The 16,662-nt window shown below is 36.9% G+C and carries 10 protein-coding genes; 7 read left to right on the forward strand and 3 right to left on the reverse strand.

Features of this window, described 5'->3' with window-relative positions; genetic code table 11:
• Positions 1 to 251: 251 nt before the first annotated feature.
• The 7 genes from QM481_RS22875 (at position 252) to QM481_RS22905 (ending at position 8,485) form a co-directional block, all read left to right on the forward strand.
• Complete coding sequence (locus QM481_RS22875; RefSeq protein ID WP_283383497.1) at positions 252 to 2,678, forward strand: outer membrane beta-barrel family protein; 2,427 nt, start codon at positions 252 to 254, stop codon at positions 2,676 to 2,678.
• A 340-nt stretch (positions 2,679 to 3,018) separates the two neighbouring features.
• Positions 3,019 to 4,404 (forward strand): PAS domain S-box protein, encoded by a 1,386-nt coding sequence (locus QM481_RS22880; RefSeq protein ID WP_283383498.1) that lies wholly within the window; start codon positions 3,019 to 3,021, stop codon positions 4,402 to 4,404.
• A 75-nt stretch (positions 4,405 to 4,479) separates the two neighbouring features.
• Entirely contained in the window at positions 4,480 to 5,220 is a 741-nt protein-coding gene (locus QM481_RS22885; RefSeq protein ID WP_283383499.1) for a leucine-rich repeat domain-containing protein, read from the forward strand.
• 122 nt (positions 5,221 to 5,342) lie between these two features.
• Positions 5,343 to 5,714, forward strand: coding sequence for a BlaI/MecI/CopY family transcriptional regulator (locus QM481_RS22890; RefSeq protein ID WP_166549244.1), 372 nt, complete (start codon positions 5,343 to 5,345; stop codon positions 5,712 to 5,714).
• The gene (locus tag QM481_RS22895; RefSeq protein WP_283383500.1) at positions 5,711 to 7,078 is read left to right on the forward strand and encodes a M56 family metallopeptidase; all 1,368 of its coding nucleotides are present in this window, start codon (positions 5,711 to 5,713) and stop codon (positions 7,076 to 7,078) included. The genes QM481_RS22890 and QM481_RS22895 overlap by 4 nt, the downstream gene beginning before the upstream one ends.
• Before the next feature lie 75 nt (positions 7,079 to 7,153).
• A complete protein-coding gene (locus tag QM481_RS22900; RefSeq protein ID WP_283383501.1) occupies positions 7,154 to 7,954 on the forward strand; it encodes a lipid II flippase Amj family protein in 801 nt (266 codons plus the stop codon).
• Positions 7,955 to 8,053: 99 nt separating this feature from the next.
• Positions 8,054 to 8,485, forward strand: a complete 432-nt coding sequence (locus QM481_RS22905) for a nuclear transport factor 2 family protein (RefSeq protein WP_283383502.1) — start codon at positions 8,054 to 8,056, stop codon at positions 8,483 to 8,485.
• Between the two features lie 144 nt (positions 8,486 to 8,629).
• On the opposite strand, the gene QM481_RS22910 is transcribed toward QM481_RS22905, so the two are convergent.
• The 3 genes from QM481_RS22910 to QM481_RS22920 form a co-directional block, all read right to left on the reverse strand.
• The gene (locus tag QM481_RS22910; RefSeq protein WP_283383503.1) at positions 8,630 to 10,315 is read right to left on the reverse strand and encodes a RagB/SusD family nutrient uptake outer membrane protein; all 1,686 of its coding nucleotides are present in this window, start codon (positions 10,313 to 10,315) and stop codon (positions 8,630 to 8,632) included.
• A gap of 14 nt (positions 10,316 to 10,329) precedes the next feature.
• Positions 10,330 to 13,233 carry a SusC/RagA family TonB-linked outer membrane protein gene (locus QM481_RS22915; protein ID WP_283383523.1) on the reverse strand — a complete coding sequence of 968 codons (2,904 nt, stop codon included), beginning with the start codon at positions 13,231 to 13,233 and terminating at the stop codon, positions 10,330 to 10,332.
• Between the two features lie 955 nt (positions 13,234 to 14,188).
• On the reverse strand, positions 14,189 to 16,165 hold the full coding sequence (locus tag QM481_RS22920; RefSeq protein ID WP_283383504.1) for an alpha-1,4-glucan--maltose-1-phosphate maltosyltransferase: 1,977 nt from the start codon (positions 16,163 to 16,165) through the stop codon (positions 14,189 to 14,191).
• Between the last annotated feature and the right edge of the window lie 497 nt (positions 16,166 to 16,662).

A 16,662-nucleotide genomic window follows, 5' to 3' on the forward strand; every position in this document is an offset into this window, starting at 1 on the left:
TAGGTGCTGAGTCAACATTGTACGAAAGTTTCTATTTTGTTCAAACAAACCCCCATTTATGATTTTTAGGTGTAGCTTCAACCCTGGCGGTTGCGATTTTGAATGTGGTAACTGCAAGAGTTTCCACTACACCAATATTATATTAAATTAATACGCTCTAGGATATCAATATTAGGCATTTGGCTAATATTTGAAGCGAATAAGACTATTCTGCTTAAAGCATATTGCCAAAAGCCCCCAAACAATTTTATATGAAAACATTAACTTCTCTCATTCAAAAACTAACATTATTAAGCTTGATGTTGTGCCTTGGAAATGTCGCTCAGGCGCAGGTTACGTCTGTAAGTATTTCGGGTCAAGTCAAACATAAGACTAATACAACGGTGTTGCCTTATGCCAATATTATCTTGAAAACTGCCAAGGATAGCGCCTTCGTGACAGGAACAGTCTCGAATGAGGAGGGACGTTTTACTTTGACCAATGTAAAGCCCAATGATTATGTTTTGACGGTTTCATTGGTTGGATTTAATGTTGCCAAACAAAAGATTTTCGTAGGAAAACTTTCCGCATTCTTGGACTTGCCCGTTATTGAACTTAGCGAAAATGTACAAACTTTAGGGGAGATAACTGTTCAAGGAAAAGCCGATGAAGTGAGTGCCAAAATGGACAAAAAGGTATTTTCTATTGCCAATAATATTTCGCAAAGTGGAGGCTCGATTTTGCAGGCTATGCAAAGCGTACCAGGTGTGACAATCGAAAGTGGTAAAGTATCATTAAGGGGTAATGACAAGGTGACTATCTTAATAGATGGCAAACAAACGGCGCTGACAGGATTTAACGCCCAATATGGTTTGGATAATATTCCTGCCTCGAACATCGATAAAATTGAGGTAATTAATAACCCTAGCTCCAAGTACGACGCCAACGGTAGTGCAGGGATTATTAATATCATCATGAAGAAAAATATTAAGCAAGGATTCAATGGAAAGTTGGGCTTTGCCACGGGTTTGGGTGCTCTTTGGCAGCGCCAAGATAACTATCCTGATGTGCGTCCGCAGTACACGATGACGCCCAAAATCAATCCATCGTTGGCATTAAATTATCGTACCAATAAAATCAATGCTTTCGTTCAGGTAGATAATCTTTACACGCATACGCTCAACAAAAACGAATATACCGCTCGTACTTATGACGATGGAACTGTCATAAAACAACAATTGAAACGTAATCGAGATACTAACTTCTTTAACTCAAAGGCGGGCTTTGATTGGTTTCTGGATAGTCAAAATACCTTGACTGTTTCGGGCTTATTTGGCACCGAAAAAATCTTAGATAATGGCGATGAGCCATTTTTTAACGGAGATTTTAGCAAAAGACTACGTTTGTGGACTTTCTTGGAAGATGAATTGAAAACTACCGCTATGGCAACACTTGCCTATCAGCATAAATTTCAGGATCCTGGGCATTTGTTGAATTTTGGTTACAATTATACCTTCCATCGTGAGGATGAGAAATACTTTTTTACCAATGCCATGCCGACTTTTACGGGTAAAGATTCATTCAAATTACTTTCTGATGAAACGGTTTCAGATTTTAACTTAGATTACATCAAACCGCTCAAATTTGGTAGAGTAGAAACAGGAGTAAAATACCGTAAACGTGATATTCCGACCAATATGCAGTTTTTCCCTGGGGTTAATTCTCCATTGGATTCTTCGGCGGGTGGCCCTGCAACCTATAAAGAGTCTATTCCTGCGGTTTATGGAAATTTGGTTTTTGAAACTCGAAAACTCGAAGCCGAAATTGGCTTGCGTATGGAATACGTGTCGGTAAATTATCAGGTGAGTCCGACACACAATACATACAAAAGTGATGGATATTCGTACACACAACCTTTCCCGAATGTACGTTTGGGTTACAAAATCAGTGATAATCATCAGTTAACATTCTTGTATAATCGTCGAGTAGACCGCCCAAATGAGGTAGATATTCGTGTTTTTCCGAAATATGACGATGCAGAAATTATCAAAGTGGGTAATCCTGCCCTCAAGCCACAGTTTACCAATAGCCTTGAATTAGGTTATAAAACTAATATCCCACAAGGTTATTTTTACACCTCATTGTATCACAAAATTGTAGACGGAACGATCACTCGTATTTCAAGCACAGTGCCCAATAGTACCTTGATTTATGCCATTTTTCAGAATGTAAACAAAAGCTATAATACGGGAATAGAAATGGTATTTAGTAAGGAAATAGCTCCTTGGTATTCGTTAAATATCAATGCCAACGTTTACCGAAATCAAATCAATGCTTTTGCTATTATGAATCTTTATCCGACGCCACATATATCAAGTTCGGATGAGCAAATGTTGGTTTCATGGAATACTAAATGGAACAATATCATTCATTTACCTAATAAAACGGACTTACAAGTTTTATTCACCTATTTGGCGCCAGACCTTATTCCACAAGGACAAATTCAACAACGTTTTTCGTGTGATGTAGGTTTGAAAAAGTCTTTGAGCAATGGCAAGCATGAATTGGTAGTTAACGCCACAGATTTGTTTAACACGATGAAAATTAAGAAAACGATCAATGGCGATGGGTTCAAATACAATAGCGCAGATTATTACGAAACACAAGTTATTCGAGTAGGGTATAATTATAAGTTTTAACGAGCTCTCTGCTTCATGATTTGGGAACAAAAATGGAGTAATAGTTTAATATAAAACGGTATCATTTTAATGAGCGCTGTAGGTATAACAAATGGTTATATCTACAGCGCTTTTCTACAATTCGACAACAATTAAAACTCACAGTTTGTCGAGTGTAAGCCCTTACCAATATGTCCTCGTTTTTTACTCAAAAATAAGTAGGGCAATACATTTGAAAGCTTTATTCTTCAAAAAGAGAGTAGAAAATTAGAAATCTGTGTAAATTTGTTAGCTAACAAACATCACCATTATAAAAAACTGCTGCTAACGCTTTTACTGCTTTAGAGTATATACCTATCTAATGCTAAACTCATCTGAAATCCCATTAAGTGATACCTTTAAGGCGATACTCGATAGTTCACCTGAGAGTTTTGTATTGCTTTCTGCCAACCATTCTGTTATTCTTTTTAATCGTACTCTTCAACAAACGATTTCCCGATTTTTCAATAAAGCACTTCAAATAGGTGATGATTATCACGACTATCTCTTTGAATCCACAAGGCAGTTATATGCCGAAAGTTTTCAGAAAGCTTTAGGAGGGGAGATTACAATCGTTCAGAATGAGGCTATTGTTGGAGATATCACAATTTGGCTTGAGTACAAAATGAATCCCGTTTATGATGCGAACCATGAGCTCATTGGAATAGCCTTATATATCAAAAATATTGACGCTCAAAAGAAAGCAGAATTAGCACTTGAGTTAGCAAATACTACATTTGAAGCGATTTTTGCCAATAATACAGAAGGATTAATCCTGATTAGTAAGTACTTTAAAGTGCTGCAATTTAATCATGCAATTGCTCAAAGGCTATTTGAAAATATTGGTAAAAAAATTTATGTTGGAGCTGACTTCCGTGAATTTATTTACGCAAAAGAACCACAGCAATTACTAGACTTATTTACGCTTGCATGCGAGGGACAAACAATTGAACAAGAGATACTCACTAAAACGGCTTATGGTGAGGAAATATGGTTTACTGTAAAAATGTACCCTGTTTTTGATAAACACAAACAATTACTTGGTGTAGTGGTGCAGTCGTTTAGCATAGATGAAAAAAAGAATGCCGAAATCTCTATGCAGGAAAGCGAAATGAAGTTTCGTCGTATCATTGAAACAGCACCTATTGCCATTTTGATCGTCAATGATCAAATGAAAATTACCTTGAGTAATCCTGAGACTGAGAAGATTTTTGGTTATACACATCAAGAAATTATGAATCAACATATTGATTTGCTGATACCTTCTCGTTTTAAAAATACCCATCATTTGCACACCGCCGAGTACCTAGAAACACCAAGAATGTATCACATGGGAGCAGGAAGGTTTATTCCTGCTATTACAAAAGATGGCAAAGAATTAATTGTAGAGGTTAGTCTCAATTCTTTTATTGTTAATGGTAAACAGTTAGTGTTAGCCATGATTCAAGATGTAACCGCTCGTACTCAAAACGAAATTCAACTAAAGGATCAAGTGCAGATTTTAGAAAAAATTGCATGGCAACATTCTCATGAAATTCGTCGACCAGTGGCTAATATCAAAGGTTTGATAGACCTCATCAATATGGATTATGAGGATTTTCGTTCGATTCCTACTTGGACTTTTCTCGAACAGGAAGTAGAAACCCTAGATAAAGTGATTCACAAAATTGTAGCAGATACCTACCGAGATTATAAAGGAAAAAAATAATAGAAGACGTAAAAAATTACTAGTTCAAGACCAAGTCTTGGACTAGAGCTATTCAGTTCTAAAACCATCATACCTATGAAAAATCTACTATACTTATTACCTTTCTTTGTTTTACTTGGTTGTAAAAAAACAGAAGATATTGCTGAAGCAGTCACGATTAATGACCCTATTTTTGAAAAAATGCTTGTTACCAAAGGAATTGATTCTGACCAGCAAGTAAATGGGAAAATATCAAAAATAGATGCCATGAAAGTGGATACTTTACTGATTCAAGGAGATGTTTCAAACATTACTAACACCATTTCAAACCTCGCAGGAATAGAGGAGTTTGAAAACCTAACATATCTTGATTGTTCCTACAATTCCTTATCCACTTTAGATTTGAGTAAAAACCACAAACTGACTTATATAAAATGCTCAGGTATTCAAGAGTTGATTGCTGGTGTAACCCAATATAAACAAATCCAAACCATACAATTAAGCCCCCTCGCCAATCTTCAAAACCTTAATTGTGCCTATACCAATATTTCGAATTTAGATTTCTTGAATAACTCCACTCAGCTTAAAGTCTTGAATTGTACAGGAAGTAGTTTAAGCTCGTTCAATGTATCTCAACTGACAAATCTAGTAGAGCTTTATGCTTCATGGATTATGTATAACAAGTTGGAATCAATTGATTTAAGGCAAAATACCAAGCTACAACAATGTAAATTGCAGATTTATGGACTTAAATCTATTTGCGTTGCTTCCATAGATAAAATTCCTGCGAATGGATGGGAAAAAATGCCCACAACAAACTATGTGAATTGTCAATAATGCCTCGAACTAGACAGTTGTAGCCTCAATACATCCCATCATTTTTTCCAAAAAAATCAATCTAGTATTGCGTATTTAATTTTTTATTCTACATTTGTAGAGTAAATTCTAAATATGTAGAAATGAAGCTTTCAGAGACTGAAGAAAAACTGATGGAATACCTTTGGCAGAAGGAAAAAGCCTTTATGAAAGATTTACTAGAGGCATATCCCGACCCCAAACCAGCCACGACTACCGTAGCAACTTTATTGAAACGAATGATTGATAAAGGATTTGTGGCTTATCGAGAATATGGTAATTCGAGGGAGTATTATCCGCTTGTATCCAAAGACGATTATTTTACGAAGCATGTAAAAGGACTCATTAAGAATTTCTTTAACAACTCGGTTGGACAGTTTGCGTCCTTCTTTACTCAACAAAGTGAAATGAGTACAGAAGAATTAGAAGAATTGAAAAAAATCATTGATGATCAACTTCAACAGAAACAGCAATGACACTCTATCTACTCAAATTTTCAGCCTGTCTGGGTTTGATATACCTATTTTATAAACTATGTCTCGAAGGTGAAAACTTTCATGTGTTCAAGCGCTATTTTTTACTCATAGGATTAGTCTTGAGTACGTTGATTCCGTTGATTTCATTCGAGATTCCATGGTATCAAGAACATGTTATGGAAATAGTTCTACCTATAAAAAATGCAAATGCGATTGATGGGAACATACCTACGATTGAGCCAATTCAACCGAGTGATGAGCCCACAGTCGCAATGCCCATTGGGTTCTACATCTATGGTCTAATACTAGGAGTGTTGTTGATCAGATTTTTGCGAGGACTGTATCTGATTACTCGCAAAGCTGTGACTAACGAGAAGCTAATACACCAGAATGCTCATTTGGTATTGATTGAGGAGAAAATCGCTCCGTTTAGTTTTTGTAACTATATCTTTTTAAACAAGTCAATTTATCAAACCAAAGGAATTGAATCAGATATTCTTTTGCATGAATTGACTCATGTAAAGCAAAAACATACTTGGGATATTCTTTTCGTTGAGGTATTTCTGATAGTTTTTTGGTGGAATCCCATCTTGTATTTGTACAAAAAAACTATTCAATTAAATCATGAGTTTTTGGCTGACAGAGAAGTTCTCGCTCATACACAAGTACCAACCTATCAGCAACTTTTACTTCAAAATGCCACAGGCAATGCTCTTTATTTAACAAGCAGTTCAACCTTTTCTATTACTAAAAAACGCTTTCTTATGATGACACATCACACCTCCATAACCGCCCGTATCTTGCGTGGCGTAGCTTGTTTGCCTTTAATTTTGGTATTAATTGCTAGATTTTCAGACTGGTCTTTAGGGCAAAAAAACGAGAAAAAGATTCAGAAACCAATGCCAGTAGCTATTGATGTAACAAATCAAAAAGTAAAATACAAGATCAGTAAAATATTCCTTGCAAAAGGCGAGAAAAATCCTGTTGTGATAAAAGATTATTCTGAATTGACTAAAGTGGAGTTAGAGGCATTGAAACATCCTCTTATGTTTACTATAGAACGACCCACTGACGAAATGCTGAAAATATGGACACATCCTCGCTGTGGAATTTGGATTAATGAAAAGCATGTACCTTATCAGACCTTAGAAAAATACAAATCAGAAGATTTTTCTCATTATTTTGTTAGTAGACTCGGCAAAAATGCTCAAGTCGGTAAACGTAGATACCAAATTGACTTAATGACTAATGATTACTTTGAAAATGTGTACAAAAAGGAAGCATTAGAAAAACCTCTAATTGTATATTCGGTAGGGAAGGGCGCTAACCAAGAGCAGTATAGAATAGAATTGATTAAAGAGTAAAAAACTTGAAAAGGGATTCGAAAAGGAGTAATTTTCCTCTCGAATCCCTTTTTAAATTTCTAACCAGTTCTTCAGATGAAAATAGTGATTATTATTTTAGTTTTAAACCTTGTAATAAACCTGATTGCCACCTTTTCTTTTGCTGCACGTATTGCTGGCATTCGTACAGGCAAGATAGCTTTGGCATTTTCGCTCTTCAATATTCTCAATGTAATTTCTAGAACTGCTAATGGTTTTCAAGCCCCATTACTTGCCAACTATGTAGAGAAAACCATTGATGCCGATTTGGATAATACAACACTTATTTTTAGGATGATATTGTTGTCGTTTACCATAGCCACGGTCATCGGCATAGTACTGACTCCGAGTGTCCAGCGAATATTCCACCGTGCGATTTTGGAGTTTTATCAGGTAAAGACTTTCGGGAAAATGATGGAAAGCTTTCTAAGAAAAGAACAATTTTGGCAAAAGGTCAAATCTTACTCTGTTCTGCCACAATGGACTAATTGGAGGATGTTGCAAGGACAAGAAAATTATCCTTGGAAGATTTTTATTCTCAATATGCTGGCTACAGCCATTCTTTCTGTTGGGGTTATTGCTTCAGTTTATGCAGGATATTTGAACCCTACCTATAGAAGTACCGCCAGTAATTTGTCCGCACTAATCAATGGGTTTTCTACAATCATTTTGTTTGTTTTTATCGATCCATATTTGTCTATTTTGACTGACCAATTTATGTCAAAAGAAATAAGCGAGAGCCGATTTCGTTTCAATATCTCTTTTATGATGATTTCAAGGTTATTGGGAACGGTATTGGCGCAAGCACTTTTGATTCCTGCTGCACAGGTTATTGCGTTTGTGAGTAACCAGATGTGATTTGGAATAGTATTGATAATCAGGTATTTTAGTTGCAAACTTCTTAGATAATATCTTCATCTCATCATTTACATACCCTCCACATAAACCTTTATTGCTATGAAAAATCTATTTGTAACTCTATTGGTAACTACCCTTTTGGGCTGTCAATCTCAAAAAGAAGATTCTAATAAACAAAAAGCAGAGGCCTTTGTCAAAACCTACTTTGAACACTTTAACCGCCATGATTTTAAGTCAATGGCAGCGATGTATGTCGACTCAGCAGATTTTAAGGACCCCTCTTTTGGTAATGGTACTGTGAAGCAATCACAGCAGCAAACTATTGCTAAATATACCGAACTAGCCAAAATGTTTCCAGATATTCGGGACAGTGTTATTAGTGTTTATCCTTCAGATTCGAACCATATCATAGTAGAGTTTATCTCGAAAGGCTCCATGCCAAGCAATACTTTTGAGCTACCCATTTGCACGATTTTTACCTTACAAAATGGTAAAATCACAAAGGATTTTACCTATTATAACAACCAATGAGATTGCAGATTTGAGATGGCTGATTTCGGATTAAAAGGTATCAGCATTCTAACATAGTAGCAGCATAAAAAAACACCCTTCTCTAAACTTTTTAGAAAAGGGTGTTCATGAAATCCGAATTCAAAAATCTACAATCCGAAATAATTAGTATGATGGATTCTGCACTAAGTAGCCTGGAAGGTTAGATGCACCGTCGATGGCTGTTTGTGGAATTGGGAAAATACGTTTGTTACGGTCTGTATTTGTTTTTTCAGTCCAAGTATCTTCGTATTTACCAAAACGAATCATATCTGTACGGCGAAGCATTTCCCAGTAAAACTCAAAACCTCTTTCACGATACAATAAGTCTAATGATATACTTGTCAAAGCTGGAGGAGGTGTTGCAGCTTTTCTAGATGCACGAACCGTATTAACATCTGCCAAAGCCGAAGCGGCATCGTTACTCTTACGCAATTTTGCTTCAGCACGCATCAAATACACATCTGCCAAACGTAAGATTACAATATCAGCATCTCCTAAGTTACGACCTGAAGAAGATTTCTTCGAGAATTCGTATTTTTCAACACGGTAACCAGTTGAGTAATCAGAACCTGCTACTGTAAAGTCTACTTTTTCCGTAAAGATTACTGGAGTAGTCGGACGGTTACGAGTGTCATTGTAAAGTTTACCTACCTTCATTTTTCCATCTGGACATTTCAAGAATACCCCATTTTTACGAATCAAACCATATTGTTGACCACGCAAAATACCACGGTTGATATTAAAGCTCTCAGCCGTTACACATGAGTCAGCAGGGTTTGAGTAAATCGAAAGGTTTTGCTTGTAAAAACGTGGGTCAACGCTAGGGTCTTGTGAGCCATAAGCATTTACCCAAGTACGATAGAAATCAGAAGTAATGGCTGGTCCATCAGTACCATTCGCCGCAGGGAATGCTGGCAATGGGAATTGATCACCCGACAACGAGAAGTACGCCAAACGGTTATGACCATTCAACTCAGCACGTTGGTCAACAGCAAAGACAATTTCTTTGTTGCTATGGTTATCGCTATTGAAAATTGAGAAATAATCTGGTGATAATTGGTACTGATTTGAGTTAATAATTTTATCAGTGTACTCAATTACTTTGTCCAAATCGTCATTTGAGAAAGTTACAGTCTGTGCTGTCACATTACGATAAACAGCAGCATTTAAGTACAAGCGAGCCAATAAACCCCAAGCAGCAGCTTTGTTCAAACGACCAGGACCTACTGTAGTTGAAAGGTTTGGTTCAACCGCCAACAATTCTGATTTGATATATTCTACTGCTTCTGCACCACGGATTACTTTCGAAGTTTCACCAACACTATTTTTTACAAAAACAACACCAAACAAATCCAAAGTCAACATTGAGTAATAGGCACGCATACCACGTGATTCTGCCAAGTACAACTGAGAAGTTGCATCGGTTTTGCCTTGAAACTCATTGATAGCTGAAACCGAACGAGAAATACCTTGAAGAATAAAGTTCCAAGTGTTTTTCAAGTTTGGATCTGTACTGGTTTGTGTATGCTGGTGCAAGGCTAAATAAATACCATTGTCACCCCAGTCTGTACCTCCACGGTAAGGCAAAATAGCCTCGTCTGTAGAGATTTCTTGAATAGCAAAATAGTTAGTATGTAAAAAAACACTTGGCAATAAAGCATATACTGGTGCTAAAGTACCATTAGCAATATCAGCATAAGAAATACTCGGAGAAAAAGATTCGTCTAGTACTTGTTCTTCGAGGTTAGTACAACTTTGACTTGCTATCAAAGAAGCTAACAATGAAAGGAATATAACTGGTTTTTTCATGTTTCTTTAGAAAATTAGAATGTTACGTTAAGTCCAAATACAACCGTTCTTGCTTTTGGATAACTTAAATAATCGATACCATAAGAAGTAATACCGTTGATAGTACGGTCGGTGTTTACTTCTGGGTCATAACCATTGTATTGGGTAATTACGAATAAGTTTTGACCAGTTACTGATAATCTCAAGCCCGAAATCCATTCGTTGATTCCTAGCTTTTTGGTATCGAATGTGTAACCTAATGCAAGGTTATTCAAACGTAAAAATGCGCCATCTTTCAAGAATCTTGTCGATACTGGAGCTGAGTTGTTAACAGACTCATTCGGGAATGCTAATACCTCTGGTGTAGTATTGATTCCTTTTGAAAGACGCAATTTGTAGAAGTTTGCGTTAGCTGTGTTGTCATAAATTTTGTTTCCAGATACGCCATTAAAGTTAGCCGCCAAATCAAAACCTTTGTAGCTCACACGACCAAAGAAGTTATATTGTTTGTTTGGTAAAGCTGTTCCTGCTGCAATACGGTCGTTGTCAGTAACGATACCATCACCGTCAACATCTCTGTATTTACTCAAACCTTTGTCATCCAAACCAATAAATTCTTTCAAGAAGAATGTACCGATAGGTTGACCATTTACATAACCATTGATAGTAGCTGAAGTCAAACCAGAACCTGAAGCCGAACCAGAAGGAATTACCGAGTAAGGTGATTTGTTTACTACGTTGCTGATGAAAGTAATGTTTCCACCAAATTCGTAAGTCAAACCTTGTTTCGTAGAATGACGGTAGTTCAATTCTAATTCCAAACCTTTGTTGGTGATAGTCATATCCTTCACGTTTGTCCAGAATGTACCTGCTGGTTGTACTGGGTCAGAAGGAATTACTTCTAACAAAATATCACCAGAAACTTTGTGGAAAGCATCGATTGTACCACTCAAAGCACCATTCAAAAATGCGAAATCTAAACCTAAGTCAGTTTGTGTAGACTGTTCCCACTGAATATTCGGGTTAGCCAAACGAGTATATGAAGTACCAGCAGGGTAGGTAGACGACTCATCCAAAGGATAAGATGTTGTTCCAGAAACCACTGAAGTAAAGCGTGCTTGAGTAATTTTTGAAGGAATTTCTTGGTTACCTGTTCTACCCCAACCAGCTCTTAGCTTTAAGTTGCTTACAGCCGAACCTTTCATGAATTCCTCTTCAGAAATTCTCCAACCTGCCGAGAATGATGGGAATACCCCGTATTTATTGTTAGCACCAAATTTTGATGAACCGTCAGCACGAACTGTTGCTGTCAACAAATACTTGTCTTTGTATGAGTAATTTACACGACCAAAGAATGATTGTAATTCGTTGATAGTCGCATAACCATAAGGCTTGTTGTTTGCCAAAGTCAATTCTTGTCCTAAGCCTGGGTTATAAATTGGCTCAAGGTCAGTAATAGGGAATTTATTGATACTATAACCACGACCTTGGAAGTAGAATCTTTGATAAGAGTGACCCACCAACATCGATAAAGTATGGTCTTTGCCAATGTTTCTGTTATAAGTCAAATAGTTTTCAATCAAGCGGTTAGTATTCCAAGTGTCAATCGATTCCAAACGACCATCTTGTTGTGGTACAGCGTTAGCCAAGGATTGCAAATCACGGTGTGCGCTTGAATAGTCAATCCCGAAGTTAAGTTTGTACGTTAAGTGGTCTGTAATTTTCAATGAAGGAGAGATATTCCCCAAAAGTCTGGTAGTGGTTGTTGCATCTTTCTCCAACTTTAAAGCCAACAATGGGTTTGTACCTGATTGGTACAAATAGATATTGCCATTGGCGTCATAAGCAGGAATCGTTGGGTTTGTAGAAATAGCACTACCCAACACAGATCCGATTGGAGGACGTTCGTTGTAGGTCTGTGACGCATTTAAGTTTACATCAACAGTCAAACGGTCTTTTAATAGTTTTTGCGTAACATTCAAACGACCAGAGTAACGATTCAACTGGCTATTTTTGATAATACCTTCTTGATTCTGGATACCAAATGAACCATAATAAGTCAATTTGTCAGCACCACCACCAAAAGATAAGTTATGGTTTTGTGTCACAGCAGTACGGCTGATTTGTTTTTGCCAGTCGGTATTGCCTTTAAAATCTTCTAATACACCACCAACAGCTACTACTTGCTTACGATATTCATCAGCTGTAAATACATTCAACGGACGAGCCATAGTAGACAAACCGTAGCTAGCAGAATATGTCAACGAAGAGAATCCTGATTTTCCTTTTTTAGTAGTAATCAAAATAACCCCATTGGCACCTCTTGATCCATAGATAGCCGTAGCTGATGCATCTTTCAATACGTCGATAGACTCAATGTCTTGAGGGTTCATAAATGTCAAAGGGTTGGTTGCACCACCTGTTGACGAGTTATCAAGCGCCATTCCATCAACTACAAACAATGGAGTACTACCTGTACGAACACCACCTGGTCCACGAACCGTAATGTTTTGTGTACCACCTGGTTCACCACTCGCTGAAGTTACGTTTACCCCAGATACTTTACCTTGTAATAAAGATTCAGGAGTGTTGATAATTCCTTGGTTAAATTCGGCACTTTTCAATGATTTTACCGAACCTGTTACATCTTTTTTCGTGGTACTACCATAACCTACAACAACAACTTGTTCTAAGTCAGACGCAGTTGATTTTAACGAAACCTCTATTTGTGTACGGCCATTTACCGCTATTTCTTGTCTTTCGTATCCTACAAAAGTGATGACCAAAGTTGCCTTTTCGTCAACATTCAATGCAAAATTCCCTTTTGCGTCGGTATTTACACCACGCTTGCTACCTTTCACTGCAACCGAACAACCAATAAGCGGTTCGTTAGTTGTGGCATCAATGACTTTTCCTTTTACAGGAATTTCACTAGTCATTAATTTTTCTAAGCTGTAATTAGATAATGCTGCACGGTTGTGAGCATGAAGCGGTGTGGGCGAAAGCCCCACACAAACACCTAATAGCAAACCAGCGGCTAGTTTGCTGGTAAGACTCTGAGAGTAGAGTTTGTTCATGATAAAATTGGGTTGATAAGTATGAGTATCAGGATGTTGTATACTTTTTAGAATTATAGAAAATCACGAGTATCCTGTCTCTAGCATTCACCAATGCTTAATTTGGAGGCGCAAGTTATCCCATCAAAACCGAGAGGCTGTAAATAAATCATTAAGTCAACTTGATTTATTCTTAACATTGGGCAAAATTTATCCAGTCTCACATAATGAAATATGGAGATTTTAAGAAAAAGTGAAATATTAGAGGGCTAGCTATTGCCGTTTTTTACCGAAAAAACAGGAGGATTTTGGTAAGAATAATTGAGCTGGATAGAGAGTATGTGTTATTATCATATTCAAATGGTCATATTGGTTTGGAGATAACTTTACAGCTGAAATTTATCTGAATTAAGCCTAGGAATAGAAATTTAATTATTTTTTTTATTAATAAATCATTTTTTGACAAGTATTTTTATGAAATCGATTGTAAACCGAATTGTTTCAAAAAATGGCTCTATGCAATTGTATCTGTATTTTTGCTTATGATTTTAACCAAAAATAAGCCCAACTTCTTAAGGTATGAAGTTGGGCTTAATAATTTCTTAATATACTTAGGTAGTAATAAGCAATTTCCGAGAGGGATTTGATACTAAACACCTAAGTAGTAATGCAACATAAGATTGCCATATTATGCTTTAGATTTTAAGCCTAAGGCATTAGGCAAAAAAGCTTTCGTTATTTCACGAGAAATGCCTTTCAACATTTAGCTTACAGCATAAAGCCTAGAGCAGGTAAAATCATTTTAATTTTACTCACTAACCTGAGAAGAAAACAGCAACTATATATCTTCAATTCTGAACAAGTGCATTGGCATAATATGAGGGTCAAGATCCACAAAATTATATTCGCCTTTCCAGTGATATTTGGCTCCTGTCAACAAATCATGAACGACATATTCTTGGTCTTGATGCTTATGGATTTGCGAAAGTGGTACTCTCACTACACCTCCTTGGCGATTGTAAGGGTCTAAGTTTACAACGCATAAAATACGGTTGCCATTTGCATGAGTTTTTAGATACGCTAATACTTGGTCATTTTCAATTTGACAGAAAGTAATGTTATTGGTGCGTTGCAAAGCCGAGTTTTCGACACGAGCTTGGTTAGTCAAACGAATAATATGGGTCAATTTATTTTCAAAAGACCAATCCCAATGCTTGATTTCGTATTTCTCCGAATTACGATATTCTTCTTTTCCAGGATTTGCTTCGTGGTTCATGCTTTCAAATACAGGTCCGAAAATACCATAATTAGCCGAAAGCGTAGCTGCCATAAAATAACGTGTGATAAACATCGGTTCTAAACCACCTTGCAAGCACCATGGCAAAATATCATGGGTATTTGGCCAAAAGTTGGGACGCATATAATATTTCTGTTCGGTATGCGTCAACTCCATCATATAATCCGTCAATTCGGCTTTGTTATTGCGCCAAGTATAATAGGTATATGATTGGGCATAACCCAATTTGGCAAGTTGCGCCATTACTTTTGGCTTAGTAAATGCCTCTGCCAAGAAAATCATGTCTGGATATACGGCTTGCACTTCTGCAATAACCCACTCCCAGAAATTAAATGATTTGGTATGTGGATTGTCTACACGAATAAGACGGATACCCCATTCTGCCCAAGTCATGATGACATTTTTCAATTCATCCCACAGTGCTTCCCAGTTTTCTGACTCAAAATTAATAGGATAAATATCTTGATATTTCTTAGGAGGATTCTCGGCATACTGAATGGTGCCATCAGGACGAACCTTAAACCACTCTGGATGTTCTTTAGTATAAGGGTGATCAGGAGAACATTGAATGGCCAAATCGGTAGCTAATTCAATACCATTTTCTTTACAAGTCTGAATCAGATGTTTCAAATCATCCAAGGTGCCTAATTCTGAAAGAATTGCTGTATGACCGCCCAACTCAGAACCAATACCGTAGGGAACTCCAGGTTCGCCAGGTTCACAGGTGGTCGAGTTGTTTTTCCCTTTTCTAAACTGATGTCCAATTGGGTGAATAGGAGGGATATACAACACATCAAACCCAAGCGATTTGATACGAGGAATTACATTTTCTTCAACATCTTTGAATGTCCCATGAACACCTTTTTTCGAGGCCGCAGAGCGAGGAAACATCGAATACCAAGAAGAAAAAGCAGCTTTTTCACGGTCAACCCAAAGTTTGAGTGTCTTGTAAGTACTAACATACTTTTTATTAGGGTATAACTGAATCCAATCATGCATGGTAGCTCCTGTGGCAAACTCAATAGCATGTTGGTATTCTTCAGGATTACGGAATAGGCTTGCCGCATGTTCAATCAGCGGCTTGTCCGAGGCTGAAGCTACTGTTGCCATATAATCTAATAAATTAGCACCTACGAGTAGTTCAATATTGACATGCTGTCCATCCTTGATTTTCATGCTGATTTCGTGCTCCCAGCTAGCGGCATGGTCTACCCATGCTTCAACGGTGTATTCGTACAAACCATTGTCTTCGACCCCAAACGATGCCCCATAGCGGTCGTTATTGATAAAATACATAGGGGTTTCAATCCAGTCTTTGGCATTGTTGCGCTTATGGAGCAATCTTGCTGCGAGAATATCGTGACCATCCAAAAAAACGTCAGCCTCTACATGAATGGTATCCCCTTGTACAGCTTTAATAGCAAAACGTCCTCCATCGATTTCAGGAGTTACACGTTCGATAATTACTCGACTCTGTCCGTTTTGTGGTTTTTTTGAAGATTGTTTTGTCTTAGCCATAGCTATTTGTTCTAAAATGGGAAAATGGTTTTGGTACCTAAATAACAATGAAGAAAAATGAGTTAAGAGATTAAAGGCTGATTATTAGATAATTATCATTTCGGCAAGCTGAGATCTCCAACACATTGTTCAAAACTTACTCTAGATACACAGAATGTTTTTGTTTATAAAAATGTTATTTAATAGTAGAGCAATACCAAAGATTGACACAAGCAATGCCTTGATAGCGCCTATACAAATATATTTCTAATTGTCGAAATCTAAAATCTAAAAGTAAAACAAGTTTTTTTAATAAAATTTTGAGTTTTACAAAAGTTTGGCACGATATAAGCTAGTAAATAAACAAGGACTTACAATATTTTATAGAAAGAGTTTGAATATCAAGCCTAGGTAAGTATAAATCTTTGAAAAAGACAAATTCTTTTTAGTAAGCCACTCAAATCTCATATCTCCTTACTTCACACATTTATAAAGTATAATGTTTTGCCTGAAAGTTG

Origin of the sequence: Flectobacillus rivi, from assembly GCF_030056655.1 — a bacterium.
GTDB classification, from domain to species: Bacteria; Bacteroidota; Bacteroidia; order Cytophagales; family Spirosomataceae; genus Flectobacillus; species Flectobacillus rivi.